This window comes from Nonomuraea purpurea (genome assembly GCF_042650645.1).
Classification (GTDB): Bacteria; Actinomycetota; Actinomycetes; order Streptosporangiales; family Streptosporangiaceae; genus Nonomuraea; species Nonomuraea purpurea.
The window spans coordinates 118,388-134,672 of record NZ_JBHSBI010000015.1 but is presented as its reverse complement, the minus strand read 5'-3'; the positions used below and the strand labels follow the sequence as shown (position 1 = coordinate 134,672).

16 protein-coding genes are annotated in these 16,285 nt (G+C 71.3%); 10 read left to right on the top strand and 6 right to left on the bottom strand.

Translation table 11 applies throughout. The features are described 5' to 3' along the window. Nucleotides 1–3: 3 nt before the first annotated feature. The 3 genes from ACFOY2_RS28725 to ACFOY2_RS28715 are packed head-to-tail and all read right to left on the bottom strand — an operon-like array spanning nt 4 to nt 3,220. Nucleotides 4–921, bottom strand: a complete 918-nt coding sequence (locus ACFOY2_RS28725; RefSeq protein WP_379531320.1) for a ferritin-like domain-containing protein — start codon at nt 919–921, stop codon at nt 4–6. A 24-nt stretch (nt 922–945) separates the two neighbouring features. Beyond that, nucleotides 946–1,503 carry a gluconate 2-dehydrogenase subunit 3 family protein gene (locus ACFOY2_RS28720; RefSeq protein WP_379531198.1) on the bottom strand — a complete coding sequence of 186 codons (558 nt, stop codon included), beginning with the start codon at nt 1,501–1,503 and terminating at the stop codon, nt 946–948. Between the two features lie 34 nt (nt 1,504–1,537). Next, nucleotides 1,538–3,220: a GMC oxidoreductase gene (locus ACFOY2_RS28715; RefSeq protein ID WP_379531197.1), complete on the bottom strand. Its 1,683-nt coding sequence runs from the start codon at nt 3,218–3,220 to the stop codon at nt 1,538–1,540. Between the two features lie 190 nt (nt 3,221–3,410). On the opposite strand from ACFOY2_RS28715, the gene ACFOY2_RS28710 reads away from it, so the two are divergent. The 8 genes from ACFOY2_RS28710 to ACFOY2_RS28675 all read left to right on the top strand — a co-directional run bounded on the left by ACFOY2_RS28710 (nt 3,411) and on the right by ACFOY2_RS28675 (nt 10,990). After that, the gene (locus ACFOY2_RS28710) at nt 3,411–4,817 is read left to right on the top strand and encodes an alpha/beta fold hydrolase (RefSeq protein WP_379531196.1); all 1,407 of its coding nucleotides are present in this window, start codon (nt 3,411–3,413) and stop codon (nt 4,815–4,817) included. A gap of 7 nt (nt 4,818–4,824) precedes the next feature. Next, a complete protein-coding gene (locus tag ACFOY2_RS28705) occupies nt 4,825–5,898 on the top strand; it encodes a sensor histidine kinase (RefSeq protein WP_379531195.1) in 1,074 nt (357 codons plus the stop codon). Between the two features lie 73 nt (nt 5,899–5,971). Beyond that, nucleotides 5,972–6,625, top strand: a complete 654-nt coding sequence (locus ACFOY2_RS28700) for a response regulator (protein ID WP_379531194.1) — start codon at nt 5,972–5,974, stop codon at nt 6,623–6,625. A gap of 203 nt (nt 6,626–6,828) precedes the next feature. Then, nucleotides 6,829–7,605 carry a polyprenyl diphosphate synthase gene (gene uppS / locus ACFOY2_RS28695; RefSeq protein ID WP_379531193.1) on the top strand — a complete coding sequence of 259 codons (777 nt, stop codon included), beginning with the start codon at nt 6,829–6,831 and terminating at the stop codon, nt 7,603–7,605. Nucleotides 7,606–7,650: 45 nt separating this feature from the next. After that, a complete protein-coding gene (locus ACFOY2_RS28690) occupies nt 7,651–8,409 on the top strand; it encodes a GNAT family N-acetyltransferase (protein WP_379531192.1) in 759 nt (252 codons plus the stop codon). Between the two features lie 52 nt (nt 8,410–8,461). Then, nucleotides 8,462–9,367, top strand: a complete 906-nt coding sequence (locus tag ACFOY2_RS28685; RefSeq protein WP_379531191.1) for a pentapeptide repeat-containing protein — start codon at nt 8,462–8,464, stop codon at nt 9,365–9,367. Nucleotides 9,368–9,516: 149 nt separating this feature from the next. Further along, nucleotides 9,517–10,383 carry an SMP-30/gluconolactonase/LRE family protein gene (locus tag ACFOY2_RS28680; protein WP_379531190.1) on the top strand — a complete coding sequence of 289 codons (867 nt, stop codon included), beginning with the start codon at nt 9,517–9,519 and terminating at the stop codon, nt 10,381–10,383. Between the two features lie 25 nt (nt 10,384–10,408). Then, the gene (locus tag ACFOY2_RS28675) at nt 10,409–10,990 is read left to right on the top strand and encodes a TetR/AcrR family transcriptional regulator (protein WP_379531189.1); all 582 of its coding nucleotides are present in this window, start codon (nt 10,409–10,411) and stop codon (nt 10,988–10,990) included. A 233-nt stretch (nt 10,991–11,223) separates the two neighbouring features. Here the strand turns inward: ACFOY2_RS28675 and ACFOY2_RS28670 are convergent, their stop codons facing one another. Then, nucleotides 11,224–11,673 (bottom strand): MarR family winged helix-turn-helix transcriptional regulator, encoded by a 450-nt coding sequence (locus ACFOY2_RS28670; RefSeq protein WP_379531188.1) that lies wholly within the window; start codon nt 11,671–11,673, stop codon nt 11,224–11,226. Nucleotides 11,674–11,780: 107 nt separating this feature from the next. Here ACFOY2_RS28670 and ACFOY2_RS28665 point away from each other — a divergent pair, with 107 nt between their 5' ends. Beyond that, nucleotides 11,781–12,728, top strand: a complete 948-nt coding sequence (locus ACFOY2_RS28665; RefSeq protein WP_379531187.1) for an SMP-30/gluconolactonase/LRE family protein — start codon at nt 11,781–11,783, stop codon at nt 12,726–12,728. A gap of 31 nt (nt 12,729–12,759) precedes the next feature. Here ACFOY2_RS28665 and ACFOY2_RS28660 read toward each other — a convergent pair whose 3' ends face one another. Continuing rightward, entirely contained in the window at nt 12,760–13,737 is a 978-nt protein-coding gene (locus ACFOY2_RS28660; RefSeq protein ID WP_379531186.1) for a small ribosomal subunit Rsm22 family protein, read from the bottom strand. Between the two features lie 430 nt (nt 13,738–14,167). Between ACFOY2_RS28660 and ACFOY2_RS28655 the strand changes: the two genes are divergently transcribed. Continuing rightward, nucleotides 14,168–15,025 (top strand): alpha/beta fold hydrolase, encoded by an 858-nt coding sequence (locus ACFOY2_RS28655; protein ID WP_379531185.1) that lies wholly within the window; start codon nt 14,168–14,170, stop codon nt 15,023–15,025. On the opposite strand, the gene ACFOY2_RS28650 is transcribed toward ACFOY2_RS28655, so the two are convergent. Then, nucleotides 15,022–16,236: an MFS transporter gene (locus ACFOY2_RS28650; protein WP_379531184.1), complete on the bottom strand. Its 1,215-nt coding sequence runs from the start codon at nt 16,234–16,236 to the stop codon at nt 15,022–15,024. The genes ACFOY2_RS28655 and ACFOY2_RS28650 overlap by 4 nt on opposite strands. Nucleotides 16,237–16,285 lie beyond the last annotated feature (49 nt).

The window sequence follows — 16,285 nt, the reverse complement described above, 5'->3', positions numbered from 1 at the left end:
GCGTCAGTCGGCCCACACGAATTCCGGTCGGATTCCCTGTTTGATCAGCTTCTGCCCGGCGAGCTTGAGCTGGAACATCGCCGCGATGTTCGGCGGCTCGCCCGCTTTCCAGCACGTTTCCAGGTCGGTCAGCAGGTCCGTCAGGATACGGCTGAACTCCCTCGACGGGTTCGGGTCGGCGGAGGAGCGCTCGAAGGCGAACACCTCCGGCAGCATGACGGAGTCTCCGCTGAAACTCCATTCGTCGCCGACCTTCACCAGCCGCTTTTGCGTGAAGAGCTCCTTGAACAGGTAATAGTGCGCCAGGCTGTCCCGCTCGCCGGTCGGCTGGTCCGGCGAGCCCTGAACGCCCTCCCCTTCGCTCTTGATCCGCTCGATCGTCTTGATCGCGTCGTCGACGGTTCTGATGGGTTCGGCGAAAGGCACCTCGACCGCATGGGCGTTGGGATCGATGCCGGGACTGAGGCTCCGGAACGTCGCGATGATCGTGTCGTAGAACGCGCCGATCGTCGCCGGCGGCACCACATCCAGCGCGACGGGCGGGAATTCCGGCAACTCGATCTGCATGAACACCGCCAACTGGTCCTTGGTCAACGGCTTCAGATCGACGGGCAACGCCTGCGGGATTCCGCCGGGCAGCTCGCTTGCCGGATAGGTCGGCAGGAAGTCCTTGTGCGCGATGGACGGCATGCCGCCGACCGCGGTCAGCAGGTTGCCCGCCAGCGCGAAATGGAACATCTCCTGGGTGACGATCCGGTGCACGACGCCCTCGGTGCGGTCGGGGTCGCGTTTGACCGACCATTGCGCGCACAGGTAGGGCGGGATCGTGGCGAATTCCAGTTTCATGGCGAGCTGTAGCGCGCCTTTGAGGTCGTCCGGCGACAGAATGCGCGCCTCGACGTATTCACGTATCGTCTTCATCTGCAATGATCCCCAGTGGTCGGGCTACAGCCAGAGTTTGGCGAGTTCGTCTTCGATGATGCGCCGGACCTCCGGATCGACCTCCGGGAAACTGCGCAGCGGCACGTTCCCCTGGTAACCGATCGCCTTCATTCCCAGGTCCGAGGTGAAGTAGCCGCCGAACAACCGGCCGCGGAACTTGGTGAAGAACTTCCGCTGGGTGGAAGCGGCGGGCGCCGCGACGAGGTCATCGACGATCGCACGCCGCCGGTCGTCGTCGATTTCCACGAATCCGGTCCCGAACCGGCGGTGGGCCTCCTCGTCGAGGTTCCCGAGGCCGTCCACGATGATCGTCCTGTCCTTCTGCTGCGTCGCGTAAGGCGCGCTCACCCAGTCGTCGAAGAAGCCGACGATGCCCATCGCGCTCGGCGCCGGATATTCGGCGGTGCCCGGCAGGAGGACGTCGGCGAGCGCGGCGACGAGTTCGCGCTCGCGCGGTTGCAGCGTGCGCGGCCACGGCGTTTCCGGCGTCACCAGGTTGGGGTCGTTGCCGTACCCTCCCGGCACCGTGATGCGGAGCTCTTCGAACTTCTCCAGTTTCAACTGTCCCTCCCTTTTCCGCGCGCGGGCGGCCCGGCTAGAGCCCGCCGCATTTCATCAGTTCGACGAGGTGGGCGGAGCTGCGCGCGGCCAGGGCCAGGATGGTGAGCGTGGGGTTCTTGTCGGGGCTCGACACGAACGCGGCGCCGTCGACGACGAACAGGTTGCGCACGTCCCAGCACTGGTTGTGGGCGTTGATCACGGAGTTCTGCGGCGAGGTGCCCATGCGCGCGCCGCCGACCTCGTGATCGGCTTCGCCGCCCTTCGGCATCTCGATGTCGTCGGTGACCTGCGCGCCGCCGAGCAGGCGGAACACCTCGTTGAAGGTGGCCTTCATGTGTTCGGCCTGCTTTATCTCCGCCTCCCCCCATTTCCAGTGGAAACGCAGGGCCGCAATCCCCCACTTGTCCTTGGTCGTGGGGTCGAGTTCGGCGAAGCAGTTCTCGTTCGGGATCATCTCGCCCTCGCCGCTGAGGGTGATCACCGAGCCGAACTTCCGCCGGACCTCGGCGCGCAGGGCGTCGCCGTAGGCCGCCTTGCTGGAGTCGACGAGCTGACCGACGTTGCTCATGTTCGGCATCCTGCGCCCGCCGCGCGGCTCGATGTGGTAACCGCGCGGGAAATCGAGGTGTCCTGCGGTCTGCTCGGGCAGAAGCCACCAGGGCACGTAGATGTGCGGCGCGAACATGCCGTCGTCGTTGCGCGGGGGCAACTTCTCCAGCAGCGGTATCTGCGAATCCAGGCTGAACTCGAGGGTGTCCATCAGGTATTTGCCGACGAGTCCTTGGCTGTTGCCGATCCCGTTGGGGAAGACCTCGCTTCTCGAGTTCAGCAGGATGCGCACGGACGAGCAGGTGCCCGCCGCCAGCACCACCGCCCTGGCCCGCACCGAGTACTCGGCGCCGCTCACGCGGTCGTTGAAGGTGACCCCGCTCGCGCGCCCGCTCTCGTCGACGTCGACCCTGGACACCATGGCGTCGCACAGGATGCTCAGATTTCCTGTCGCGCGGGCGGGCGGAATGAGCACGGTGGTGCTCTGGAAATTGGATCTGCTCGAACAGCCGCGCGTGCACGGCGTCGCGTACAGGCACGCCGCGCGGCCGTTCAGCGGGCGCGTGAGAATGGCCGCGCGCATCGCCGCGACCTTCATTCCCATGCGCTCGAAAGCCCGGGTGAGCACGATTTCGTGGGGGCGCGGGGGCGGCGGAGGAAGGTGCACGCCGGGCGGCGAGTCGGGGACGTTCTCGATGCCTTCCGGCAGGCCGGTGACGCCGATGAGGCGTTCGACCTTGTCGTACCAGGGCGCCAGATCGGTGTATTCGATCGGCCAGTCGAAGCCCAGCCCGTCACGCGTCTTCGGTTTGAAGTCGTACGGCCCGAAACGCAGCGCCACCCGGCCCCAGTGATTGGTCCGGCCGCCCAGCATCCTCGGCCGCCACCACTGGAACTCCTCCGTCCCCGTGTAGGGCTCGCCGTCGATGTCCGAGCCTCCGGCGACGGTGGCGTCGTAATAGCCCAGGGGTTTGTCCGTCGAGCCGGCCGAGCGCAGCGGCGCCGCCTCCGGCGTCTGGAACATCGGGGTCTCGGTCACGGGCTCGTAGTTCCGGCCGGCCTCCAGCATCAGGACGCGAAGGCCCGCCAGAGAGAGCTCGTGTGCCGCCATTCCGCCGGCGGCGCCGGAGCCGACGACGATGACGTCGAACGCCTGCGTTTCCGACACGCTGCCTCCCGCGACCCCGTAGCGTTTCCCCAGGTCATCGGCTTGATATTACGGAATTGGCCCCGTTGAGTCACGGATGGTGATGGCGTGTTGGCCTTCGAACTGATCTACGGCGGAACGGCCGTCGCCCGCCCAAGATCTATCGAAAGGCAGACGACCCGGCGACCCCCTTTCGGCCAGGCTGAGGCACATGAGAAGAACGATCACCGCCGTGCTCGGCGCGGGCCTGCTCTGCGTGACGGCCGCGCCCCCCGCCGCGGCTCAGGAGGGCCTGTCGTGGCGCGACTGCGGGGACGGCCTGCAGTGCGGCCGGATCACCGTGCCCGCCGACTGGGCCGCCCCCGGCGGCGAGCGGATCGAGCTCGGCCTGGCCAGGCTGCCCGCCAGGGATCCGGCCGCGAAGAAGGGCACGCTGCTGCTCAACATGGGCGGCCCCGCCCAGCAGATCTCGGTGCTTCGCCAGACCAAGGCCCTCATCGCCGACCTGACGCAGTGGTTCGACGTCGTCGTCTCCGACCCGCGCGGCTTCGAGGCGAGCACCGCGGTCGTGTGCCCGGACCCGCTGCCGGTGCCGGGGAAAACCGGATGGGTGCTGCCCGACAGGGCCGCCTACGACGCCTTCACGGCCTTGAACCGACGTTTCGGCGCCGGATGCGCCAAGGCGGCGGGGCCGCTGGCGGACAAGCTCAACTCCTGGCAGGTCGCCGGCGACATGGAGGCCATCCGCGTCGCGCTGGGCGAGCCGAAGCTCAACTATTTCGGCAACTCCTACGGCACAGTCGTCGGCCGCGCGTACGCCGAACGTTTCCCCCACCGCGTCGGCCGCATGTACCTGGACAGCGTCATCGACCAGACCAACCCGTCCTGGGAGAGCTGGCTGCTCCCCCGCGCCAGGACCAAGGAGCGAAACCTGCACCGCTTCGCCGAGTGGTGCGCCACGGACAAGAGTTGCGCGCTCAACGGCCGCAACGTGCTCAAGGTGTGGGACGAGGTCATGGCCCGCGCCGCGAAACGACCGATCCCCGCGCCGGGCGCGGGCCCGGGCGCAGCCGCCGACGCGTCCCTGATCGCCTCCCGCGTCAGCGTCAGCTACGAGCCGTCGTGGCCCAAGCTGGCCACATCGTTGGCCGAGGCGCACGCGGGCGACGCCACCCAGTTCGCCAAATATCCCGACGTCGTGCCTGACCCGGCCCTGAGCAGGATCGTCATGTGCGCCGACCTCCCGTCTCCGACCGCTCACGACAAGGTCATGAGCCTGGAGAAACGGCTGAGAAGCGTCGCGCCTCGAATCGGCTGGACCCACGCATGGCCGAGGGCGGTCCAGTGCTCGGGGCTGCCGGAGGCGACGACGATCCCGCCGCGCGAAGACGAGCTGCGCCTGCCGCCGGCCCTGATCGTCAGCGGTGAGTACGACGACGCGGCGCCGCCGGCGGACGCGCGCCGGATCGCCACCCAGCTCAGGGGTGCCCGGTTCGTCCCGGTCAAGGGCGGTCACGCGCTCTACTTGTACGGGCACCCCTGCGTCCGCGAGCACGTACACCGCTACCTGAGCACCGGGAAACTCCCGGCGGAAGGCACCACGTGCGGTCCGGCATGATCGTGTCATGCGCTGGTTGCGGGAGGTTCTGCTCGTCGGCGGCGTCGCGGCCGTTGTGACGCTGCTGACGATGTGGGAGCGGCAGGCGCCGATCGACGTGCCGCTCCTGGTCGTCTTCAGCGTCGGGGCCGGCCTTCCGCTGCTCGTCCGGCGGGCGCTGCCGCTGGGCGCCGCCACGGCGTCGGCGCTGATCGCGACGGCCGGCATGGCGCTGCTCCACCGGTGGGAGGGACTGCTGGTCACGATGGGCCTGTTCTGCACCGCCGTCTACCACCGGCCGCGGCGGCCCGGCCTGGTGCTGGCCGTCTCCACCTGCTGGGCGTTCGGCACCGCGACAACCATCGGCGGGTCCGTGCCGATCCTCACCAACATGGTGATCATGGCGGTCGCGCCGGTGGCCACCGGCTACGCGCTGCGGCTGCACCGCGAGCGGGCCGACCAACGGCTGCGGCTGCAGCGGGCCGAGGCCGAGCGCGTGCTGGCCGAGGAGCGCGCCTGGCTGGCCAGGAACGTGCACGACAGCGTCGGCCACTATCTGACCGCGATCCGGTTGCAGGCCGCGGCGACGCGCAGGACGGCGGGCGACGTGCCGGCCGGGCGCGCCCTCGACACGATCTCGGAGTTGTCGCAGTCGGCGCTCGGCGAGGTGCGCGCCCTGCTGCGGACGCTGAACGAGCCCCCGGCCGTGGTTGCGCCCGGCGTGGCCGACCTGGATCTGCTGGCCGAACGGCTGGCCGGCGCGGAAAGGAGGATCCGCGTGCGCCGTACCGGGATCGAGGGCGGGTTGCCGCCCGCGGTCGACCACACCGCGTACCGGATCGTGCAGGAGGCGCTGACGAACGTGGCGCGTCATTCGAGTGCGACCGAGGTGAGCGTGCACGTCCGGCAGGACGATCGCCGCGTGCGCGTCGAGGTCGTCGACAACGGCGGCGCGTCGGCGGTCGCGGAGGCCGAGGGCAACGGCATCAGGGGCATGCGCGAACGGGTGCGCCTGCTCGACGGCACCCTGTCGGCGGGGCCGTCCGGCGCGGGCGGCTGGCGGGTGCGGGCCGAACTGCCCAACGACAGGACGGCGTGGTGACCGTCGGCGACCGAGGAGAGGGCGGCGTGGTGACCGGGAGGCGGCAGGCGTCGGCGACCGAGGAGAGGGCGGCGTGGTGACGATCCGGGTCCTGGTCGCCGACGACCAGGAGGCGGCGCGTGAGGCGCTGCGGCTGATCCTCGACGGCGAGCCGGACATCGAGGTGGTCGCGGTGGCCGCCGACGGCGCCGAGGCGGTGCGCCAGGCGCTGTCGCGGCGGCCGGACGTGGCGGTGATGGACCTGCGCATGCCGCAGATGGACGGGATCGCCGCGATCCGCCGTCTCGGCGCCGTCGAGCCGGCGCCGCGCGTGCTGGCGCTGACGACCTTCGACCTCGACGAGTACCTGTTCGGGGCGTTGCGGGCCGGAGCGGCCGGGTTCCTGCTCAAGGACAGCGACCCCGACCTGCTGGTCGCGGCGGTGCGCGAGCTGCACCAGGGCCGGGGGCTGGTCGACCCGCAGGTCACCGGGCGTCTGATCAGCCGCTTCGCCGCGCTGTCGCCGCGCCAGGCCGGCCCCGAGCTGGGCCTGCTGACCCCGCGCGAGCACGACGTGCTGCGGCTCCTGGCGCGCGGGATGAGCAACGGCGAGATCGCCGCCGCGTGCACGATCGAGGAGGGCACGGTCAAGACCCATGTGAACCGGATCCTCACCAAGCTCGGCCTGCGGACCCGGGTGCACGCCGCCATCTACGCCCACGAGCACGGCCTCGTGCCGCCCGGATGACGCCCAGCCGGGGATCGTCCCGGGCAGGTGCACCCCGCCACCGGGCCTGGCCTCGATGGTGTCCGGCGGGCCCGGGGCTTGGCGCGCGGGGTGGGCAAGCTGATCCGTCCCGCGCTGCGAAAGACGCATGTTCGACGATCGGGAGAACCCCTAAAATCAGGAAAGATCAGATACAGAAGCCGTGGGCACGCCATCCTGGAAGAGTGCAGACGTCTGACCTCCTCCACGCCCTTTACGCCCGCCGCCTGCGCCGTCAGCTCGCGACCGGCCCGCTGCCCGGCCACGTGGGCCTCATCATGGACGGCAACCGGCGATGGGCCAAGCAGAAGGGCCTGCCCAACCCGAGCATCGGCCACAAGTACGGGGCAGAGCACATCGAGCACGTGCTGTCCTGGTGCGAGGGCCTGGGCATCAAGCATGTGAGCGTGTACCTGTGCTCCACCGAGAACCTCCAGCGCCGCGGCGACGAGGAGGTGGCCTACCTGCTGCGGGTGATCGAGAACATGGTCGCCGAGCACTTCGACCGGCCTGACGCCCGCTGGCAGGTGCACGTCGCCGGGCTGCTCGACATGCTGCCCGACACGACCGCCCGCGCGCTCAAGAGCGCCGTCGAGGCGACCCGCACGTGCGCCACCGGGTTCCACCTCACGCTGGCCATCGGGTACGGAGGCCGCCAGGAGGTGATCGACGCCCTCCGCGAACTGCTGTACGAGCGGGCCGAATCCGGGCAGAGCATGCTCGACCTGGCCTCCACCCTGACCGTGGACGACATCACCCCCCACCTCTACACCGCCGGCCAGCCCGACCCCGACCTGGTCATCAGGACCAGCGGGGAGCAGCGCATGTCCAACTTCCTGCTCTGGCAGTCGGCCTACTCCGAGCTGTACTTCTGCGAGGCCTACTGGCCCGCCTTCCGCGAGATCGACTTCCTGCGGGCGCTGCGCAGCTTCGCCGCCAGGCAGCGGCGTTACGGAAGCTGAGAAAACCGGTTGCCCGGCCCGGCGCGAGGGTGCTGAGGTGACCGGATGGATCGCGACAAGACACTCGCCCTGTTCGACCGGCAACTGCGGCGTGAGGCCCGCCCCGACGGGCCCGGCGTCAGGATCGAGCGGGCGGGTGGGGTGGTGCGGCAGGTCGGGCCCGAGCACGCCTGGAACGGCATCCTCTGGTCCGGCCTGGACGAACGCGACGCCGATGCGGCCATCGCCGAGCAGGTCCGCTACTTCGGCTCGCTCGGCCTGTCCTTCGAGTGGAAGCTGTTCGCCCACGACCGCCCCGCCGACCTCGATCGCAGGCTCCTGGCGGCCGGCTTCACCGCCGAGCCCGCCGAGGCCCTGATGGTCGCCGAGGTCGCCGCCCTGCCCGGCAGCGGCGCGCCCGAGGGCGTCCGCCTGGTCCCCGTCACCGACCGCGCCGGCGTCGAGCTCGCGGCCGGTGTGCACGAGCGGGTCTTCGGCACCACCCACGTCCGCGAACGCCTGCTCGACCAGCTCGCCACCGGGGACGTCGTGGCCGTCGTCGCCATGGCCGGCGACGTGCCGATCAGCGCGGCCCGCATGGACCTGCACCCGGGCACGGGGTTCGCGAGCCTGTGGGGCGGCGGCACCGTGCCGGAGTGGCGGGGCCGCGGCGTCTACCGCGCGCTCGTCGCCTACCGTGCCCGCGAGGCGGCCGCGCGGGGCTACGAGTACCTGCAGGTGGACGCCAGCGACGACAGCGGGCCGATTCTGGCGCGGCTGGGGTTCGATCGGCTCGGCACGACGACACCGTACGTCCATCCGTGAGTACCCTTTGATCAGTCCGACGTAGACCACGATCCGCCCGAGGAGCTGCCCGTTGCCCGGTACGACCCCGCGCGAGCTCGGCCTGCTGGCCGACTGCGAGAGCTGCTTCGGGCTGTGCTGCGTGGCGCTGCCGTTCTCGGCCTCGGCCGACTTCGCCGTCGACAAGGCGGCCGGCCAGCCCTGTCACAACCTGCGCGACGACTTCCGCTGCGGCATCCACGCCCAGCTCCGGCAGCGCGGCTTCCCCGGCTGCACCGTCTTCGACTGTTTCGGGGCCGGGCAGAAGGTCTCGCGGGTGACGTTCGGCGGCACGAGCTGGCGGCAGGCTCCGGCGACGGCCAGGCAGATGTACGCGGTCTTCCCCGTCATGCGGCAGCTGCACGAGCTGCTGTGGTATGTGGCCGAGGCGCTCACGCTGGAGGCCACCCGGCCGATCCACGACGAGCTGCGCCGGCTGCTCGACGAGACCGGGCGGCTGACCGAGGAGAGCGCCGACGTCCTTGCGACGCTCGACGTCGGCGCGCACCGCGACACCGTCAACACGCTGCTGCTGCGGACGAGCGAACTGGTCAGGGCCGCGCACAAGGGCAGGGAGCACAGGGGCGCGGACCTGATCGGCGCCAAGCTCAAGGGCGCCGACCTGCGCGCGGCCAACCTGCGGGGGGCCTACCTGATCGGCGCCGACCTGAGGGGCGCGGACCTGCGGCTGGCCGACCTGATCGGGGCCGACCTCAGGGGCGCCGACCTGTCGGGCGCCGATCTGACCGGCGCCATCTTCCTCACCCAGGCCCAGCTCAACGCGGCCGCGGGCGACGCCGCCACCCGGCTGCCCGCCTCCCTGACCCGCCCCGCGCACTGGGCGCAGGCCCGAAGCGCCTCCGGCGGCCCGCGAACGCCGGCGGGATCCGGCCGCCCCCGGACGCCGGGCGCTCCCGGCCGCCGACCACGCCGCCGCTGATCACCAAACCTCCCGCCACCTCCAGGAGCCCGGCATGACCGAGCTCATCAGTAAACAAGGAAACATGGGCCCGACGAAGGAGGGTTCATGACCGAGCTTGTCGAGGTCATCAGTAAACAAGGAAACATGGGCCCGACGAAGGAGGGTTCATGACCATCTCTGCGTACACCGTGACCGAACCCGTCGCCGCGCACGGGGAGGGGCCCGTGTGGTCGGCGAGGTGGGGCGGGCTGAGGTGGGTGGACATGCTGGCGGGCGACGTCCTCGCGCTCGACGAGCGGGGCGCGGTCCACCGCCGCCATGTCGGCGCGGTGGCCGCCGTGGTACGGCCACGGATCGCGGGCGGATACCTGGTCGCGGCCGAACGCGAACTGCTGCTGGCCGACACCGACGACCTGGACGCACCCCTGCGCTCCCTGGGCGAGGCGTGGAGCGACCCCGCGATCCGTATGAACGAGGGCGGCTGCGACCCCGGCGGCCGCTTCTACATCGGCAGCATGGCCTACGACGCCGGCCGGGGGCGCGGGTCGTTCTACGTGGCCGAGCCACCGGACGGCACGCTGCGGGTGGTGCTGCCCGAGGTGACGATCTCCAACGGGTTCGACTTCAGCCCGGACGGCCGGCTGGCGTACTACGCCGACACCACCACCGGGCGGGTCGACGTGCTCGACTACGACCCGGAGGGCGGGCTCAGCGGGCGGCGGCCGTTCGCGAGCGTCGATCCCGCGCGGGGCGCTCCCGACGGGCTGACCGTCGACGCCGAGGGCGGGGTGTGGGTGGCGCTGTGGGACGGCGGGGCCGTGCACCGCTACGATGCGGGCGGCCGGCTCGACGCCGTCATCGACCTGCCCGTACAGAAGGTGACGGCGGTGGCGTTCGGGGGCGAGCGGCTCGAGCGGCTCTTCATCACCACCTCGGCCATGAACGTCGACCGCGGCGAGCAGCCGGAGGCCGGGGCCCTGTTCGCGGCCGACCCCGGGGTGACGGGCCGCCCTGTGCTGCCGACGGCCCTGTGACCGGCTCCTTCAGGAAGGGCGTTCGATGGCTCGTGCGGGACTGACCGCTGATCGCGTGACCGAGGCGGCGGCGGACCTGGCCGACGAGGTCGGGTTCGACAGCGTCACGGTGTCCGCGCTGGCGCGCCGCTTCGGTGTCAAGGACGCCAGCCTGTACTCCCACGTCAAGAACCTCCAGGACCTGCGCGTCCGGGTGGCGATCCTGGCGGCGCGCGAGCTGGCCGACCTGCTCACCGCCGCGACGGCTGGCCGGGCGGGCAAGGATTCGCTGGTCGCCTTCGCCAACGCCTGGCGCGACTTCGCGGGCACGCGGCCGGGCCGCTACCAGGCCACGCAGATGGCCCTCGACCCGGCCGTGATCGCCGGGTCGGCGGGGCATCAGCGGATCATGGCGACCACATACGCGCATCTGAGCGGCTACGGGCTGCCAGAGCCTGACATGACCGACGCCATCCGGCTGCTGCGCAGCACCTACCAGGGGTTCTTCGGGATAGAGGCGAGCGGCGGGTTCGGGCATCCGCGCGACGTCGACGCCTCGTGGGCGAAGATCCTCGACGCGCTCGACAGCGCGCTGAGGCAGTGGCAGGCCGCCGGCTCGCCGGACTGAGCTGGTGGGGGCGACGTCCAGCGCGAACCCGCGGACGGGAAGGGCCATCCGCGGCGTCAGCCGGCCGCCCAAGCGACGCCTTGTACGACCGTCAGGCGGTGGAGTGCCGGTGTGAACGTCGCCCATGGCTTGGACCCCCGTGCCCGCCCGACGGTTCCATCGAGCCGCGAGCTGAGGAGAAGTGCCAGGTCAGCGACGTCGCTTTCACGGGATCGCACGGGCCCGCGTCGCCGTCAGGGGCTGGTTCTGCCCGCTTGTTCGAGTACGGCCACGCAGCGGGCCAGCAGGGCGATCAGGGTCTGGCGTTCCTCGGGGGTGAACTCGGCGTCCAGCCCGCGTTCCACGCGCACGGCGCGGGCGTCGGCGTCGGCCAGCGTGCGCTCGCCCGCCTCGGTGAGCCGGGTCTCCAGGATGTTCCTGTGCCATTCGTGCGGGGTGCGCTCGATCAGGCCCTGCTCCTGGAGGTTCTTCAGCACGGTGGTCATGGTGGGCGGCGTCACCCCGCATGCCCTGGCGAGCGCGGCGGCCGAGATGCCGGGGCGTTCGCCGAGGTAGGCCAGCGCGGCGTACTGCGCCACGGTCACCCCGGCGGGCTTCAGCGCGGCGTGCTTGGCCGCGTCGACCGCTTGCACCGCCCGTTTGAGGTGCGCCCCCAAACGTTCGTTGAGCGGCATCGAGGTCATTTCCACATGATATCGATGTTGACGAACATTAGGGCTCTAACTATCGTACGTGTTCGTTCGCTTGAATGAGCTCTAACGATTGGAGAGGCGACTTGCCTTCCTTCCGCATGTCCGTCGCCGTCGCGGTCGCGGCGCTGGCCACCTTCGTGACGGCTCCGCCCGCCCAGGCTTCGCCGCGTGTGTCCACCGCTTTCGAGCTGCCCGGCGACCGGGTCTACCCCGAGGGGATCACCGCCGACCCGCGCGGCGGGGCCCTGTACGCGGCCTCGTACGCCGACGGCACGGTGTTCAAGATGACGCCCGGCCGGCGGGTCGCCGAGATCTTCCTGCCCGCGGGCGCCGACGGGCGGCACACGGCCAACGGACTGGAGGTCGACCAGGCCGGGCGGCTGTGGGTGATCGACTCCACCCGCGGGGTCTGCGTGTACGACACCCGCGACCGCGAACTGCTGGCCCGCTTCGACCTGCCTGCCGGGGACGGCACCTTCGCCAACGACGTGGCCATCGGGCGCGACGGGAGCGCCTACCTCACCGACAGCCTCCGCGCCGTCGTCTACCGGGTGACTCCCGCCCAGCTCAAGGCCGGTTCCGGGACGCTGCGTCCGTTCGCCGACCTGGCCGGGCTCCGCGACCCCGGTGCGCCCGAGTCGATGGCGCTCAACGGCATCGCCGCCGACCCGTCAGGGCGTTTCCTGCTGACGGCGGACATGACCGGCGGCGGCCTCTACCGCATCGACCCGGCCACGGCCGCCGTACGCCGCGTGGCGCTGCGCGGAGGCGACGTGCGGCAGGCCGACGGGCTGGAAATGTGGCAGGGGACGTTGTGGGTGGTGCACAACACCGCCAACGCCATCAGCCGGTGGCGGGTCTCCGAGGACGGCTCGTCGGCGCGGATGGAGCGGCGGCTGACGGACCCGGCGCTGCAACTGCCCACGACGTTGGTGCGGGATCGGGGCTCCCTGTACGTGGTGCGCTCGCAGTTCGACAAGGGCGGCCCGTTGGGGCCGGGGACGCCGGAGATCCCGTTCACGGTGGCCTCGGTTCGCGGGATCTGACCACCCCTCAATGTCCCCAGCCCGGGCGTTCTCAGCCCTCGCCCGGCCAGGGGTCGCCCCAGTCGGCGTCCCTGGCCAGGCGGTAACGGTCGCCCTGCCGCTTGGAGACGATCACGTCGCGGACTTCGCCCTCCTCCGCGCACAGGCGCAGGGACACCATGCCCTTGCGTTTGAGCGGATGGCGCAGCACCCGGGCGGCGGCGCGCGGCCACCGTCCGGCCGTGGCGGCCACGTAGGAGAACTTCTCGTCCTCGAAGCTCAGCGTGCCCGCCTTGATCCTGCGGTGCAGAGGACTCCTGGGCAGCCGCACGGAGAAGTGGCACCAGTCGTGTCCCGGCTGGATGGGACACCGGCCGTCGTGGGGGCAGGGGGCCACGACGTTCATGCCGTGACCGGTCAGGACCTCGCGGGCCTCGGCGATGGCGGCGTATCCGGCGGGGGTGCCCGGCTCGATGATCAGGACCATGGCGGCGTCGCGGGCCAGCCAGCGTACGACGTCCGGGCGGGCCTGCGGGGGCAGCTCGCCCAGCGCGTACGACATGGTGACCAGGTCGGCGGCGGGACGTTCGAGGCCGGGCCGGATGGACGCCTGCCGCCACGTCGTGTCCCGCAGGGCGTCCGACTCGCCGGCCAGTCGCCTGCCGAGGGCGATGATGTCCGGGTCGTGCTCGATGACGGTGATCTGTTCCAGGGACGGCCAGATCTCATCGGCCGCCCAGATCGCCGCCCCGGTGCCGCCGCCGACGTCGAGCTGGCTTCTGGGCGCGAACCCCGGCGTCAGCGCCGCGGCCTGGTGCATGGCCGTGGTGGCGGCGGCGTAGGTGGCGGGCATGCGGTAGGCGGCGTAGGCGGCTATGTCGGCTTTCGTACGCAGGTGAACGGATCCTGCGGGAGCCGGGGCGCCGGTACGGTAACGCTCGGTGAGCTGGGCGACCGAGTGGGACAGGTCCTGGGGCGAGTAGCGGGCCAGAGCCTTGTCCAGGGCGGCTCTGAGGGAGTCTGACGACATGGGCGTGGTCACCTGATGTGTGAGTGGAACGGAAGCTGCTGAACGGCCGGCACCTTGGAGGAGTCCGCGCCAAGGCGGGCGGACATGAAGGCACGCCAAAAGGGCTCCTCGTGAGGAAGGAAGAAACGGTTGTTCGCGCGAGCGACCGCTTCGGACGAGGAGCATCGCCGCGCCGGCACGTGCCCTACGGCGACCGGCTAGAGCGGGCGAGGCCCCTGCCTGGAAGCGGCGGCTCTGACCTTGGCGAGGCGCATTCGAACCTCCATCAATCGCGTTACCAACCTGGGACATTATCAACCATGCGCAGCGCTCGCCGATACAACCCCGGCGCCGGGCCTGGACGATCGTCCCGAACCCGGCCGGGAGGGCCGGGCTGCGCCCCCGGCGAACATCCCCGCCTGACCGCCCCACCCCTCGGTACCGTCTCCTCATGGTGATCGTCGGCAACGTCGGGCTCGCGTACGAGCAGGCCGCCCCCGAGCGCCCTGCGGGCACCGTCGTGTTCCTGCACGCGGGCGTGGCGGACATGCGGATGTGGGAGCACCAGTTCGGGTCGTTGTCGGAGCGCTACCGCGTGATCCGCTACGACCGGCGCGGCCACGGCCGATCCGGCGCCGCCGAGGGCGAGGTGTGCCACCACGAGGACCTCCTGGCCGTCATGGACGCCCTCGGCGTGGAGCGGGCGGCGCTGGTGGGCAGCTCGATGGGCGGCGCGTACGCCACGGAGGCCGCCCTGGCCGCCCCGTCCCGGGTCGCCGCCCTGGCCCTGATCGGCTCGGGCCTGGCCGGGCACCAGTGGCCGCAGGAGATGCTCGACCAGGCCGGGGAGCGCGTCCACGCCTCGGTCCCCGCCGACCGCCTGGCCCGATACCGCGCCGGGACCGCCGGCCACGTCGACCCGGCCGATGTGCGCGCGATGGCCGAGGCCCACACCCTGTGGCAGGTCGCGGGCCCCGACCGCAGCCGCGACGCCCTCACCGACGAGGTGTGGAAGTCCGCGGTGGAGATGTGCCGCCTGGTGTTCGAACGCGACTGGACCGGCCCGAGATCCACCGAGCGCCATCTGACCCCGCCCGCCGCCGCCCGCCTCCACGAGATCACCGCCCCCACCCTGGTGATCAACGGCCTCTCGGACGTGCCCGGCATCCAGGCCGTCTCCGGCCTTCTCACCTCGGGCATTCCGGCCGCCCGCCGCATCGACCTGCCCCAGACCGGCCACCTGCCGCCCGTGGAACGCCCGGAAGAGGTGACGGCGGCCCTGCGGACCTTCCTCGCGCCGATCTTCTAACGCCGCACCTCAGCACGGGGAAACGCGTGGCGGCGGGCCACGACCACGATGGCCAGCGCGGCGGCCACCAGCGGCAGCGACGTCCACGGCAGCGCGCCCGCCCCCGCGTTCTCCAGCACCACCCCGCCGCCCAGCGACCCGACCGCGATCCCGGTGTTGTAGACGGTGGTCTGCATGGAGGTGGCCACGTCGGCGTCGCGCGGCCCTGACGCGTTCACCAGTGCCGTCTGCAGCAACGTGGGCACGCCTCCGAACGCCGCTCCCCACAACGCCACCGCCCCCAGCAGCACCCCACCCGCGCCTCCACCCCACTCCCCCAGCAGCCCGAAGACCGTCAAGGCCGCCGCCATCACCCCCAGCACCGCCACGAGCGTCGCCCTCGGACGCCGATCGATCACCGCCCCGACCACCCAGATCCCCGCCACCGTCCCCACTCCGAACACGAGCAGCGCCACGCTGGGGTCGACTCCGTCCAGGACCGCTTTCACGAAGGGCACCAGATACGTGTAAAGCGCCTGATGCCCCACCAGCACCAGGACGGTCACCCCGAGCACGGTCCGAACGCCCGCAACGACCGCCACCCGCCGCAACGGCGCCCGCTCACCGGCCGCCTCCCCGGGGAAGTTCGGCACCGCGACCAGCACCCACCCCACCAGCACGACGGCCACGGCGGACAGAGCCCAGAAGGCGGCCCGCCAGCCGAAGAGGGACGCGAGCGCCGCCCCGGCCGGAATCCCCGCGCACAACGCCACGGTGATCCCCGCGGAGACGATCGCGATGGCCCGCCCGCGCCGCTCGACGGGTACCATCCGCGCCGCGTACCCCACCAGCATCGCCCACAGGAGCCCGCCCATGACCCCGGCCAGCAGCCGCGCCCCGAAGGTCACGGCGTAGGAGGACGACATGGCGGTCACCGCGTTCAGCACGGCGAACCCCGACAACACCCCCACCAGCACCGGCCGGCGCGCGAGTCCCCGCAACACCGCCGTCAGGGGGATCGCCGCCGCGACGGACGCCGCCGCGTACCCGGTGACGAGGAACCCGACCTGTCCTTCCTGCACCCCCAGCGCGCCCCCGATCTGCGGCAGCAGCCCTGCGGGCAGCAGCTCGGTCATCACCGCCGTGAACGCCGCGGTGAACAGCGCCAGCAGCCCCGGCCACGGCATCCTCCCCGCACGGGCAGGAGCGCCGGTCATGATCGCATCAGCCATGCGAATATGCTGAAACCTTCACATCAGTGTGAAAGCAAACCCGACATTT

What these genes read in the sequence shown, in the direction of transcription:
- ACFOY2_RS28725 (WP_379531320.1), bottom strand. Translation starts at nt 921, where the DNA reads ATGAAGACGATACGTGAATACGTCGAGGCGCGCATTCTGTCGCCGGAC.
- ACFOY2_RS28710 (WP_379531196.1), top strand. Translation starts at nt 3,411, where the DNA reads ATGAGAAGAACGATCACCGCCGTGCTCGGCGCGGGCCTGCTCTGCGTG.
- ACFOY2_RS28705 (WP_379531195.1), top strand. Translation starts at nt 4,825, where the DNA reads ATGCGCTGGTTGCGGGAGGTTCTGCTCGTCGGCGGCGTCGCGGCCGTT.
- ACFOY2_RS28690 (WP_379531192.1), top strand. Translation starts at nt 7,651, where the DNA reads ATGGATCGCGACAAGACACTCGCCCTGTTCGACCGGCAACTGCGGCGT.
- ACFOY2_RS28680 (WP_379531190.1), top strand. Translation starts at nt 9,517, where the DNA reads ATGACCATCTCTGCGTACACCGTGACCGAACCCGTCGCCGCGCACGGG.
- ACFOY2_RS28675 (WP_379531189.1), top strand. Translation starts at nt 10,409, where the DNA reads ATGGCTCGTGCGGGACTGACCGCTGATCGCGTGACCGAGGCGGCGGCG.
- ACFOY2_RS28670 (WP_379531188.1), bottom strand. Translation starts at nt 11,673, where the DNA reads ATGACCTCGATGCCGCTCAACGAACGTTTGGGGGCGCACCTCAAACGG.
- ACFOY2_RS28665 (WP_379531187.1), top strand. Translation starts at nt 11,781, where the DNA reads ATGTCCGTCGCCGTCGCGGTCGCGGCGCTGGCCACCTTCGTGACGGCT.
- ACFOY2_RS28660 (WP_379531186.1), bottom strand. Translation starts at nt 13,737, where the DNA reads ATGTCGTCAGACTCCCTCAGAGCCGCCCTGGACAAGGCTCTGGCCCGC.
- ACFOY2_RS28655 (WP_379531185.1), top strand. Translation starts at nt 14,168, where the DNA reads ATGGTGATCGTCGGCAACGTCGGGCTCGCGTACGAGCAGGCCGCCCCC.
- ACFOY2_RS28650 (WP_379531184.1), bottom strand. Translation starts at nt 16,236, where the DNA reads ATGGCTGATGCGATCATGACCGGCGCTCCTGCCCGTGCGGGGAGGATG.